General features: G+C 43.2%; 12 protein-coding genes. 3 read left to right on the top strand and 9 right to left on the bottom strand.

The window, feature by feature from the left end:
- Positions 1-287: 287 nt before the first annotated feature.
- Complete coding sequence (locus HMPREF9193_RS03645; RefSeq protein WP_021686717.1) at positions 288-839, bottom strand: STAS domain-containing protein; 552 nt, start codon at positions 837-839, stop codon at positions 288-290.
- A gap of 91 nt (positions 840-930) precedes the next feature.
- Positions 931-1671: an SDR family NAD(P)-dependent oxidoreductase gene (locus HMPREF9193_RS03640; protein ID WP_021686716.1), complete on the bottom strand. Its 741-nt coding sequence runs from the start codon at positions 1669-1671 to the stop codon at positions 931-933.
- 203 nt (positions 1672-1874) lie between these two features.
- On the opposite strand from HMPREF9193_RS03640, the gene HMPREF9193_RS03635 reads away from it, so the two are divergent.
- Positions 1875-2615: an RNA methyltransferase gene (locus HMPREF9193_RS03635; protein WP_040847452.1), complete on the top strand. Its 741-nt coding sequence runs from the start codon at positions 1875-1877 to the stop codon at positions 2613-2615.
- Here HMPREF9193_RS03635 and HMPREF9193_RS10710 read toward each other — a convergent pair.
- The 4 genes from HMPREF9193_RS10710 to HMPREF9193_RS03615 all read right to left on the bottom strand — a co-directional run bounded on the left by HMPREF9193_RS10710 (position 2586) and on the right by HMPREF9193_RS03615 (position 6987).
- Positions 2586-3722 (bottom strand): sigma 54-interacting transcriptional regulator, encoded by a 1137-nt coding sequence (locus HMPREF9193_RS10710; RefSeq protein ID WP_021686714.1) that lies wholly within the window; start codon positions 3720-3722, stop codon positions 2586-2588. The two genes, HMPREF9193_RS03635 and HMPREF9193_RS10710, sit on opposite strands and share 30 nt — an antisense overlap.
- Positions 3719-4462 carry a WecB/TagA/CpsF family glycosyltransferase gene (locus HMPREF9193_RS03625; protein ID WP_021686713.1) on the bottom strand — a complete coding sequence of 248 codons (744 nt, stop codon included), beginning with the start codon at positions 4460-4462 and terminating at the stop codon, positions 3719-3721. The genes HMPREF9193_RS10710 and HMPREF9193_RS03625 overlap by 4 nt, the downstream gene beginning before the upstream one ends.
- A complete protein-coding gene (locus HMPREF9193_RS03620; protein ID WP_021686712.1) occupies positions 4444-5394 on the bottom strand; it encodes an RsmE family RNA methyltransferase in 951 nt (316 codons plus the stop codon). Before HMPREF9193_RS03620 ends, HMPREF9193_RS03625 begins: the two co-directional genes overlap by 19 nt.
- A gap of 72 nt (positions 5395-5466) precedes the next feature.
- Positions 5467-6987 carry a S41 family peptidase gene (locus tag HMPREF9193_RS03615; RefSeq protein ID WP_021686711.1) on the bottom strand — a complete coding sequence of 507 codons (1521 nt, stop codon included), beginning with the start codon at positions 6985-6987 and terminating at the stop codon, positions 5467-5469.
- An 89-nt stretch (positions 6988-7076) separates the two neighbouring features.
- Between HMPREF9193_RS03615 and HMPREF9193_RS03610 the strand changes: the two genes are divergently transcribed.
- The gene (locus HMPREF9193_RS03610) at positions 7077-9107 is read left to right on the top strand and encodes a S1 family peptidase (protein ID WP_021686710.1); all 2031 of its coding nucleotides are present in this window, start codon (positions 7077-7079) and stop codon (positions 9105-9107) included.
- Between the two features lie 101 nt (positions 9108-9208).
- Here the strand turns inward: HMPREF9193_RS03610 and HMPREF9193_RS03605 are convergent, their stop codons facing one another.
- Positions 9209-9712 (bottom strand): hypothetical protein, encoded by a 504-nt coding sequence (locus tag HMPREF9193_RS03605; RefSeq protein WP_021686709.1) that lies wholly within the window; start codon positions 9710-9712, stop codon positions 9209-9211.
- A gap of 223 nt (positions 9713-9935) precedes the next feature.
- Here HMPREF9193_RS03605 and HMPREF9193_RS03600 point away from each other — a divergent pair, with 223 nt between their 5' ends.
- Positions 9936-10382 (top strand): GNAT family N-acetyltransferase, encoded by a 447-nt coding sequence (locus HMPREF9193_RS03600; protein ID WP_021686707.1) that lies wholly within the window; start codon positions 9936-9938, stop codon positions 10380-10382.
- A gap of 7 nt (positions 10383-10389) precedes the next feature.
- On the opposite strand, the gene rfbB is transcribed toward HMPREF9193_RS03600, so the two are convergent.
- Positions 10390-11514 carry a dTDP-glucose 4,6-dehydratase gene (gene rfbB / locus HMPREF9193_RS03595; protein WP_021686706.1) on the bottom strand — a complete coding sequence of 375 codons (1125 nt, stop codon included), beginning with the start codon at positions 11512-11514 and terminating at the stop codon, positions 10390-10392.
- Between the two features lie 155 nt (positions 11515-11669).
- Complete coding sequence (locus tag HMPREF9193_RS10705; RefSeq protein ID WP_021686705.1) at positions 11670-12530, bottom strand: AraC family transcriptional regulator; 861 nt, start codon at positions 12528-12530, stop codon at positions 11670-11672.

The raw sequence follows: 12530 nt of genomic DNA, 5'->3' as shown, positions 1-12530 counted from the left end.
TTTACTCACAATACAAAAAAATAAGCGATTTGAACGCGCAAAGTTTTGCGTATGCTTTTTTTTAGAAAAAAAATTTAACAAATACTGCATTTACTTATATTACAATAAAATAAAAAAGATATTTCTTTAAGGCAAGAATATTGACAAACGCAATTCGTTTTATTTTAAGGAAATAGCTTGAAGCATCATAAAAATGTTTTTATACACAAGTTTTCCACAGTTAAAACAGTACACCACCGCTTTTGATTATAGGAGAAGCATTATTTTTTGAGCATTGTGTCGAAAATTTAACCGAGAAATACTTTCCCCTGATCGTCTATCGCTAAAATGGTTTTACATTCCGAACAGCGGAAGCGTCCCGAACGGGTTGCCTTTAATTTCTTTGAGCACACCGGACAAGAAAAAATTTTCGGAAACAAAGAATCTGCAACAACGGCACCTCGTTTAAAAAAGGCAACCGCTTCTTCGCTCGAATTTTTAATATTAAAAAACTGTGAAAACCCCAACAATTGGAATACTTCATATACTTTCGGCTGAATTTCCAAAAGAACGATATCGCCGCCTAAGGGTTTTACCATTTTTAAAAATGCCGTAAAAGAACCGATACCGGTAGATGATACATAATTAAGCGCGGCACAATTAAAAACCAAGTTCTTATACCCTGCAGCGATAACCTGTGCTACACGTTTTTGAAAAAAGTTTGAGTTATAGGTATCTATGTATCCGTACAAATACAATAAAATACCCTTTTCCACTTGTTCCAATTTTTCAAGAGAAATTTTAAGGCTGTCATCTTTATCGTCATCAAAACCGGAAACTAAATTATTGTTCGTACTCATTTCTCTTTTCCTTATAATAGCTCCAGAATATCGTCATACTTACCTATTATACCCATTAGTACTCTGTCTGTCAAACAAAATCTGCATAATACTACAAAAAAGGTTGCCAGCCGCCGTCAATACTGACTAAAGCTCCGTTAATCATAGGTTGGCGCAATAAAAAAACACCCGTTTGAGCAATTTCAGCCGGTTTAACCAATCGTTTTTGCGGCATCTTTGCTGCAAGCTCCGTTAATGCTGTAGGTGCAAGATATTCGGTATGGGTAAAGCCGGGAAAAAGCGCATTGCACGTTATCCCGAATGATGCATAAGAAGTTGCTGTAGAGCGCACAAGCGAAGAAAGAGCCGTTTTTGCACCGGCATAAGCTGCATTTGTACGAAAGGAATTTACGCGTTCCGTACGCGTACCCCCCATCAATAAAAACCTACCCCAGCGCCGCTCAATCATAGCCGGCAAAGCGCGGCTTACCAATACTCCCGGAAGCACATAATTTAATTCCGAAATGTTTTGCCAATCTTCGTTCGAAGTATCCGCCAGCGTTTTTTGTACAAAGGGACCAAAACACACGCACACAATATCGCAATGCTCAAGCGCTTTGCCCAGCTCCGTTTTGCCGAACGTTTTTCCGAAACCGCATTCCAAACGCTGCACAATTTTTTTAACACATACGCGTTCGGCTAATTTTTCGGCAAGTAAAGCAAATCCGCTGTTGTCCGTTGCGCCGTGAACTATAAGATTTACGCCGCAAAAAGCAAGCTGTCGGCTCAACGCCGCTCCGATTCCTCCGCTTCCGCCGACGATAAGCGCCGTTTTGCCCGCAATACTTTCCATACGCACAAGTACCGAAGTTAAAAGATACACCAAAACTAAAAAAAAAACAAGTACGTATAAAGCTTCTAACAGAGAGCATAAGCGCGGCACACCGGCTGACGTGTGTTTAAAAAAAGCTCAGTTTCGACAGCCATCAGCTGCCATCATCTGTCGTCGGCAACCGTCCTTTCCAAAAAGCGGCACATAGCGTATACTTTTTTCCTATGGATATTTCGCAAATCGTTATCGTATTGTGCCGACCTGAACACAGCACAAACATCGGTTCAGTGTGCCGCGCTATGATGAATATGGGTATAAAAAAACTGCGGATTGTAGGTACAAAAGAAAACTACGACGAAAGCGCCGTGCGCACCCTTGCAGTGCACGCCTTCGGTATATGGGAACACGCGCGTTTTTACGGCAATTTAAAACAAGCGACGGCAGACTGCATCCTCAGCGCCGGAACTACCCGGCGGCGGGGACAAAAACGCAAACGTTTTCTTTTACTGCCCGAAGAGTGCGCAAATAAACTGCTGTCGCTGCCTGCAGGAAAAAGCTGTAAAGCCGCCATTGTGTTCGGCAATGAGCGCACGGGACTTACCGATGAAGAACTGCAAGATTGTACTTTAGGTGTTACCATTCCGTCGCACCCGAAATCGCCGTCGCTTAATTTATCGCACGCCGTTCAAATTATTGCGTACGAACTGTACCGAAAAAGTGTGCGCACGGCTCCCGGTTATACTGCCGTTCCTTTAAAGCGGCTTGATAAAACCGTGCATAGCATTACGGAAAACTTAAAAAAAATAGGCTTTTTTTCGCTCAACGGTGAAACCGATATGCACGATTTTTGGATTTCGGTTTTAAGCCGCGCTGCGCTCAGCACAAGCGAAGCCGAGTACATGGAAAAAACTTTTACAAAAGCTTCGGCTCTCGCTTTAAAGAACAAAGGTAATGTCTTCGTCTAAAATCGAAGATGTTTTTGATAAATAAAAAGCGCGTTCAACACAGTTTTGTAATTCACGTATATTGCCCGGCCATATATGCTCACCGAGTTTTTGTTGCGCACCCGAAGTTAAACGTTTATTCGTTCCGCTTTTAAGCGAAAGCCGAGACAAAAAAAAGCGGGCTAAAGGAAGGATATCTTCTTTGCGCTGTGCAAGAGGCGGTATGTATAATTGCATACCGGTAATGCGGTAGTATAAATCTTTGCGAAAAAGCCCCTCGTCTTTCCAGCGCTCCAAAGGACTGTTGGTCGCACAAATTATACGAACCGCAGCTTTTTTAGTTTGACTGTCGCCTACGCGCCGGAATTCTCCGGTTTCCAATACGCGCAGTAGTTTTGACTGCATGCTTGAACTGATACTGCCTATTTCATCCAAAAACAACGTGCCTTTTCCGGCTCGTTCAAATAAACCGATACGGTTAACTGCACCGGTATACGCTCCTGCTTTTGAGCCGAACAATTCACCTTCTATAAGTGTATCTTGTATTGCCGCCGTATTTTCTTGTACAAACGGAGCGTGTTTTCTCGAAGAAAGTTCGTGTATCAATTTTGCGGCAAGGCTTTTGCCCGTTCCCGTTTCTCCCAAAAGCAATAAAGGCATATCATTTTGAGAGGCAAGCATGATTTGCCTTTTAAGCAAAAGCGCAGCGGAAGACACGCCGACAAAAGAGCTTAGCTCAATACTTTTAACCGGATGTGTTGAAAAAAAACTGCGTTTTCGAAGCGAATAGTGTTGAATGCATGCGCCAAGATAATCGGCGCCGCAGGGAACCACAATCATATCCGCCTCGTTTTGGTTTAACATTTGCGCGGCAAGCAATACGTGTTTTTCATTTACTAATACAAGTACAGGTAAATGATTTTTTGCCGCAAAGATAGTCGATAAAAAAACGATATCACCGTGTGCACATAAATTAAAATCAAACAATATCAGCGAAAAACGTTTTCCTCTGTCCGCCATGTCGGCAGGGACAATATGTTCACACACAACTTCTATTCGTTTGGTTTTAAGGGAACGGCATAAGTTTTTAAGGTGATCATCGGCACTGATCAATAAAACACGTATCATTGCCCCTTACAAAACAAACGATTCCATACAAGAACCAATATATACCATATAAAAGGAAACACTAAAAAAACTTTTAAAGGATTGGAAGCTATTTCAACCCAAATTTCGCGTCCGGCATCGAAAGTTTTATTTGCAATCCGTTTTTTCCGTTTGGAAAAAATTGCACATGCGTCTTTGTAATACACAAATATGCTGGAACCGAAACTGTTGCGCCTCACATACGGCCAAGTGACGCCGGAAGGGATACCTTCGGAAAGGAGTACCATCGAAGGATTTGCTTTAAAAATAGCGGACAACACGTCTTTTTCCACTTCTTTGGAAAAATAACCGGGAAAACGACCGACAATGTGCAAACCGGGAAAAGTTGCTTTTAAATTCCGCTCCGATTCGGAAAGCATTTTTCCGCGCCCGCCGAGTAAATACAGCGATTTATAACGTGTTTCCAAAATCGTAAAAAACGAAATAATCGCCGAAAACGGATTGTAGCGCACGGGTTTTGTCTTTTTTAGAAATACCGCACCGTTTACAATACTTTTTGATACCGGAAGTACTAAAGAAGCGTTTTCCAAACACAGTTTATACTCGGCATTGGAACGCGCTTTTAAAAGGTTCCATACGGATAAAAACACAATTTGTTTTGTTCCCGGATTTTCCAACAAATCAAACAACACTTTTTCAAGGTTTTCCGGACGTACAATATCTACAGGTACCCCGGCAACTTTTATTCTTTCAACATCCATACCCCATACTCCGTTACAGCGTTTTGTATTGCCGCAAGACCGTACAACGCCGCCGTTTCCGAACGCAAAATATTCGTTTTTAAATGTATCGGCATAAAACCGTTTTGTTCAAACAAAGTTCTTTCGGCAGGACTTATACCGCCTTCGCAGCCGACTGCCAATGCAATGCGGCTAAACAAAGCTGCACTGTGCATGTTTACGCTGCCGCTTTTTTTTGCCCGCGCCGCCGTACCGATATGAAAAAACACACTGCCGCTTTCGCCGGTTTTTTGCGCAGGTTTTTCCGACAGCATAAAAGCAGCGCAAGTTCTGCCGCTGGCACTGCTGTAGGTACCGGCATCGGTACAAGATTGCTCACCGTCAGCTCCATTCCACAAAGCAAGCGCTTGCTCCGCTTTGAGCGGTTCGGTTACTTCGGTTGCAACCGCAGAGCCGCTTTGCTGGCGCGCTTCGCGGATAATTCGCTTCCAGCGCTCGGCTCTGCCTTTCGCCGAAGACGGCGGCGAATACTCGGATATAACCGGCACAATCTTAAAAACGCCGCATTCGGCCGCTTGGCGCACAATTAAATCCATTTTATGCGCTTTGGGCAAAAACTGAAACAGCCACAAAGCAAAAGTGCCGGAAGCACAAGGTAATGCTTTTGCATGCGCCGACTCCTCTGCAGCAGTGCAGAGCTGCTCATCAGTCGAACACTGCCGCATGCCGGTGTACGTTCCCGTATCGGCGCGCATGCCGGCCGGTAAAGCAAGGTATACGTCCTTTCCGGCAATGCATAAATTCATCGCAACAAGCGTACCGTCGCTTAACCGCACATCTATGCTGTCGCCGGAACGCAAACGCAAAACGCGTACCAAATAACGGTTTTCTTTATCGCTTAAGGGAATACGCCCTTGACTATCCGGCATGCGCGCACTTACAAACTGACGCATAACAGTTTTTCCGATCCGCTGCGCGGTTTTTCCAAAGCGAGATAACCGTCTTTGGAAAAACCGCGTGCAGCATTAATTTTTTGCCGCCGCCGGTGTTTTACCGGTACCGGCAACCGAAACCGCTTGTAATTCTTTTAACGTTTTAGCGGATTTAACCAGCGAACCGAAATCCGAATTGTTAAACATTTTTAATGCGGCTTTAAGCTGCACATCGTAATCCAAATCGTACAAATCCGCCGGTTTTGTGCGGTTTACTTCCATTTTTACTAAGCGGCGGAGCACACGCTCTTCCAATTTATACGTATCTGCCAAACGCTGCGCGTACAAAACAATATCATTATCGCTCATGTGCGGGTGCGCTTCCACATATTTTGAAATAACGCCGTCGGTAACAAGCGAAGCAAAAGTTTTTTCTTCTTCTTCAGTTAAAGCAGGAAAAAGCACTTGTGTATCGGGAGGAATACCGACTTTATCAATATTGGAATCGCTGGGCGTATAGTAGCGCGCCATAGTCAGTTTTATGCCGTCTGAATTGGGAAGCGGCACCACTTGTTGAACGGACCCCTTGCCGTAAGTTTTTTCACCTACAAGGTATGCCAAGTGGTAGTCTTTTAGCGCGCCGGCAACAATTTCCGAAGCGCTTGCAGAGCCTCGGTTAATCAGTACGATAATCGGAATATCTTTGGGCATAACGGTCGCTTTTTCGCTTGCACGGTATACCGAATTTTCAAACATTAAGCGGCTTTTGGTACTGACGATAACGCCTTTGTCTATAAATTTATCGGCAACATCTGCTGCGCTGGTAATAAGACCGCCGGGGTTATTGCGCAAATCTATAATCAGCGAAGTAAAACCCGCTTCTTTAAAAGAATCAAGCGCATTTTGCACACGCTCCGCCGTTTTAGGCGTAAACTCAATTATTTTAAGATAGCCGGTTTTTTGTTTTTTATCGGTAATCATTCCGTATTTTACGGTGGGAACTTCGATAAGTGCACGCACTAAAGAAACGGGAAACTCGCTCGTTTTTCCGCGCCGGATAACCAAATTAACCGTAGAACCTTTTTCGCCGCGCAGAATTTTAAGCACTTCGTTCATACTAATGTCGGCGGTAGATGTTCCGTCTATACTTATAATTAAATCTCCTGCTTGTATACCTGCTTTCCAACCGGGGGTATCTTCCATAGGAGAAACGACTTCCACATACGCCGGTTTTTCAACGGTGGATTCTATAGGTTTGGTTATATGCAAACCTACCCCGCCGAAACTGCCTGCGGTTGTATCGTTTAATTCACGCATTTGCGGCATATCCAAATACACAGTGTACGGATCACCGAAAGCATCCATCATACCCTTAAGGGCCCCTTCGTACAGTACGCGCGAATCGATTTCGTCTACATAGTTATCCAAGGCAAAGGTATACACACTGTTAAGCAATTCCAAATATTGGCGATTTCGCGCATCTTTTTCGGCAGCGGAACTTTGCACTGCCTGCGCAAAACCCGAAGGAACATATATAATACATAAAGCAAAAATAAGCGGACACAAAACGGTAAAAAAAGGACGGGATAATGCAAATGTTTTTTCACTTTTCATATCCTCTATTGTATGGTGTATAAAGAAATTGTCAAGGGATAAAAACACTACTTGCAGGTTCGTCCGCTATGCGCTATCCTATGTGCACTATGGGAAAACAGATAAAAATACAGCTTTTTGTTGCTGCCGCACTGTGCATGTTTTGTGCACCCCTTGTGTACGCACAAGAGGTATTACGATCCGAAATATTGGCAAAACTGAACGATGCCGTGTTTGAAGTCGTCGTTCTTAAGCCGGATGAAGGTTCACTCGAGTACGAAAAAGAACTTCCTTTAGAGCGCATTCCCTTTGCAATCCGCACCGACAAATATCTGCCCATCGGAACGGCATTTTTAATGGATGACGGTTTATTTTATTCCGCCGCTCACGTATTTAATTTAACCGAAGAAAGTCAATACGGCGATTATTATTTGCGTTCATACGACGGAAGCGTATACAAAGTCAATTCCGTGCTTTCGTTTGCAACGGATAGAGACTTTATCGTATTCAGCGTAGACGGCTACACAAAAATCGGCAAAGGTCTTTCAGCAAAACAAGACATCGATTTGAATACGCAAACATTTTCGGTAGGCAATGCACTCGGCGAAGGCATTATTATACGCAACGGGCTTTTAACCAGCAAAACCTTTGAACAGGAAAACGGCGCATGGAAGTGGCTGCGTTTTTCGGCGGCGGCAAGTCCGGGAAACTCCGGCGGTCCGCTTATTACCCCCGACGGCAAAGTTCTGGGCATTATTACCATGAAAAGTGCAAACGAAAATTTGAATTACGCGCTGCCGTTTGAAGAAACAAAAAAAGTTTTAAGCGGTACCGGAAGCGTTCATTTAACCTTGCACTACGTTATGCCCAATATTTTGGAAGAAAAGTTTTTTTACGTATACGATTACGAGCAAAAACTACCCAAAAAACTGACCGCTGCACGGCGTGCAATTATTGAAGATTACGGTACGTTTACCGCGCATATTATAAAAGATATACAAAAAAAATTCGATTTTGCAGGCGAAACGGGTTTTACCAAAGCCGACGGCTCGCTTGAACTTATGTATACACCGTGGCTGCCGCGTTTTCCGCTTACCATTGTCCGTTCGGACAACAAAAAGTGGAATTCGTACATGCCCAACGACATCAGCGAATACAAGCTGCCGCAAAACGGAAGCGTGTCTTACGGTCACATGTTGAACGTAACGATGGCGTTTATAAAAAAACCTGATAACGTCGATTATAAAGAATTGATTTTGTCGCCCAAATTGTATATGGACTATCTTTTAAGCGCTTCCAGGATGTACCGAACAGTCGGCTCCGAACGTGTTGCCGTAACTTCTTACGGAAAACCGGCGCGTTCACATACGCACAAAGACATATACGGGCGCACCTGGCTGGTAAATTATTGGAGTTTGCCGTTTGCAGACGCCGAAGCGGTTTCTTTTGCCCTGCCTGTCCCCGGCGGTTTATACATTATGAGCAAAACCGATTCCACCGCTGCAATCAGAAACGGGCATAACCTCGACTATGCTTTTATGACTGATTACGTTATTCCGCGCTATGCAGCTTCTTTTAAAAATTGGAAGGAATTTTTAAGTTTGCCGCAGAATGTATACGAGCACGATCCTCTATTCGCTTCAATGAAATTCGATTTCGGTTCAAACGGCACAGCCTTAAAAAACGGCGAATACGAACTAAGCTTACCCTCTAAAACTTTTGCCGCCGATGAGGATACCACGCTGCGCATTTTTTTGGGCTTTTATACCAAAAAAGAAAAACCGTATTTTGAGCTGCGCGGCTTTGATATGTTTACCAACAGCAGAAGCGACGATTACAAATATATTTCCATCACCAAACAGCTTAACCCGAGCGAAGATGCGCCGCAAACCATGTTTGACACATGGCTTCAAAAAATAACCCAATCCACTCCCTTTAATGCGCAACCGTACAACCAAGATCAATACACTTATTACGACGAAATATTGTTTTTAAACGGAATGCCGGCAAAAGAGCGGGAGCGCTTACCCTTTGTGTATCATCTCAGTACGGAATTAAAACAGCACAATAAATTCAAAGAAATCGAAGCGTTTGCGTCAGCAGTAAAAAAAGCGCTTAAAATGCCGAAAAGTTCAAAATAAAACGCAACCGAACGGAAAGCCGCGCTCGCCGGATAAGCCGAGCGCCTGTATCGGATCGATAAAAGTGCGGCAACCGTTCGGACGCATCTGTACCAAGCCTCTTAAGGCGTAGGCCAGCTTTCTATTTCAGCTGCGGAAGGAAGCGAAACCCGGTGTGCAACTAAAGCATCTTTTGCAGCAGAGTTTCCTATAACAATGGTATTCCCGAGAACGGTGTATTTTTTTTTGCCCGATCCCAATCCTTCAAAATCCATAGTTATATGCTTTTTTGATGCATAATAAAAAATCGGTCCTATCTTTTGCATGGCGGTAATTGCATGTGTTGTTTCGTTGGTTTTTGAAAAAGCCGAATACAATCGGCTTGCAGACTGTACGTACATATACTTTCGGGTTGTATAGCGAACACCGCCTATTTCTTCAGTTTTGGGAAAACTTTCTTCTCCCAATTTTGTTATTTCCCACACACCTTTTAAAGCACCCGTGTACGGTATGCCGAAGTCCGTACCGTTTACGGATAAATAACAATTCGTCAAAGATAATGCGGCAAAAACACAGGCAGCGGTACAAACGAAAAGCGCTGTTAACTTTTTAAAAAAACGTGTCATAAAAGACCTCCTAAAACAGATTATCCGGTATGTTTTAAAGAAAATCAAGTGTCAAATCGGGCAGTTGTAGTCAAACCGGGCAGTATTGTACCGGATTGCCGCTCTTATGGAACCGCAGCTACAGCTTTATACGAACGCTTGTCCATACCGCCCTTGACGAGGTATATTATAGAAGATTGGAAATAAAATTGACTAAAAATTCTGCAATAAAAAGGAATAAAAAATGGAATTTAGGGAATTAAAAGCGGAAGACGTATCGTCTTTGCTGGCACTATACGCTCAACTCGATGAAAACAACAAAAACACCGAAGCGCAAAAATTAAAAGCTGCTTGGCAACAAATAGAAAACGATTCAAAAATTACCTGCTACGGTGCCGTTGACAACGGAAAAGTCGTTGCTACGTGCTGCGCTTTTATATTGCCGAACATTACCGCCTCGTGCCGTCCGCTGTGCCTTATCGAAAACGTCGTAACAGATGAGCGGTACAGAAAACGAGGCTTGGGGAAAAAACTGATTGAAATGGCAATATGCAAAGCAAAAGAAAACGGCTGTTATAAAGTAATGTTGCAAAGCGGTATAAAACGAACACAAGCACATGCGTTTTACGAAAAACTCGGCTTTGATAGCAGCACAAAAAAAGCATTCGACCTGCGCTTAAACTACAACTAGCCGTGCTTTAACGGTTTTCGTAGTTTTGTTTTAACCAATTACGGTACGCTCCGGTTTTTATGCTGTTAACCCACTCGCCGTTATCGATATACCAGTCTATCGTCTGTTTTAACCCTGTTGCAAAATCTACAGAACGCTTCCAGCCCAATTCGTTTTTTATTTTAGAGCAGTCGATTGCATAACGGCGGTCGTGTCCCGGACGGTCGGCAACAAAACGGACTGTCTTTTTAATGTCGTCAACGCATATCGGCATACCCGTTTCGTTTAATTTTTCCGCAGTAAGCGCAATCAATTTTTCCAAAAGATAGATGTTTTCCCATTCGTTTTCGCCGCCGACATTGTAGCTTTGTCCCGCTTTACCCTTATTTAAAATAAGCCACACAGCACTGTTGTGGTCTTCCACAAAAAGCCAATCGCGGATATTTTTTCCGTCGCCGTATACGGGCAATTCTTTTTTTTCTTTTATATTTAAAATCATCAGCGGAATTAATTTTTCAGGGAACTGATACGGTCCGTAATTATTTGAACAATTTGAAAGCGTTACCGGAATTCCGTACGTGCTGTGCCATGCGAGTACCAAATGATCGGAAGCGGCTTTACTTGCCGAATAAGGACTGCGCGGAGCGTAAGGCGTTGTTTCGGTAAAATAACCGTCTTTTCCCAAAGAACCGAATACTTCATCCGTGCTTATATGATGAAAAAGCACATCGGAGCGCACGCAAGAACCGTCTTCTTTCATCCAATGCTTACGCGCACTTTCAAGCAGGGTAAAAGTTCCTTCCACATTTGTGCGGATAAAAGCGTGCGGACCTGCAATGGAACGGTCTACATGGCTTTCGGCGGCAAAATGAACTACCGTATCTATATTAAAATCGCTAAACAATTTATCCAGCAGCGCGCTATCGCAAATATCTCCTTTGCAAAACATATAGCGCTCTTTTTGTTCCGTTCCGTTTATACCGAAGCGCCGTTCTATGTCCGTAAGGTTTTCGAGATTACCGCAGTAGGTCAAATTGTCCAAATTGATAACAGTACCTTTAAAAGGCGTTTTATCGAATACATAACGAATAAAATTACTGCCGATAAAACCGGCTCCACCGGTAACCAAAATATTGGTAAGTGCACGTTCCATACTTTGCAAGTATAACACAAAGCCTAAAGCACCGCAAGAAAAACAGCGAGACTTGTAGCGATGCTGCAACGCAAACAGAGCGCAACCGGTGTGAAGATCGCATTACCAGCAGACACATACCCGACAAATACAGTGCCGACAAGGCGGGTTAAAACTTAAACAAGCCGGTGTACCGTTAAATCTTTTTTTTGAAAGTATAAACTGCGGTATTCTGAGGGTGAAAGCCCCATACATTTTTTAAATGCCGCCGAAAAATAAAACTGATTATCGAAGCCCAGCATGCCGGCAATTTCTTTTACCGATTTATCTGTTGCCGTCAAATATCCCGTTGCCGCACTTATTTTTAAACGCATAAAATAGCGGTGCGGCGTGGTATGCACATCATGACGAAACAAGCGTATAAAATGTTCGGCGGAAATATTCAGTTTTTCAGCAAGATCTTTTATTCTTATGTTTTTGTTGACGGATTCTTCCATATACTGTATAGCCCGTACAATAATAACGGAATTTTTTTTGTCGCTTTGCTGTTTTTTTTCAGCACGCTTTTGACCATAGCTATGATACCAACGATATAAAAAACTTGCCAAAAGATATTCGGCGGCGCGGTTTAAATATTTTTCCGGTGATTTTGATAAAACCAAAATTTCTTCAAGTTGAAAGCGCACATTAGCATCGGAACAGCTTACCGGTTGCTTTTTCTTTAAAACGGAACTAAGCAGCGTATACAAACCTTGCGATAATTGATCTTCATCTTCGACAGAAAATAAAAAAGCGTAATAAGTTATCGGTTTTACCACAGCTTCAGGCAAAATGGAGTGAAAGTCGTGTGCACCGCTTAAAAAAACCGCACCCGGCTGAATAGGATAGCGTGCCGTATTTTGTAAAAAAGAACCGGTACCTTCAAGAAAAATATGTACTTCAAACTCACTTACGCCGTGCGCATGGTAACGCCCGTGCCATTGCAATCGCTCGCCGTCAAACAAACGATATACGTATACGGCATCTTTTATTTTCAT

The sequence above is a fragment of the Treponema lecithinolyticum ATCC 700332 genome, from assembly GCA_000468055.1.
Lineage (GTDB): Bacteria > Spirochaetota > Spirochaetia > Treponematales > Treponemataceae > Treponema_C > Treponema_C lecithinolyticum.
The sequence above is the reverse complement of the archived record's forward strand: the minus strand, read 5'-3'. Positions and strand labels throughout refer to the sequence as shown.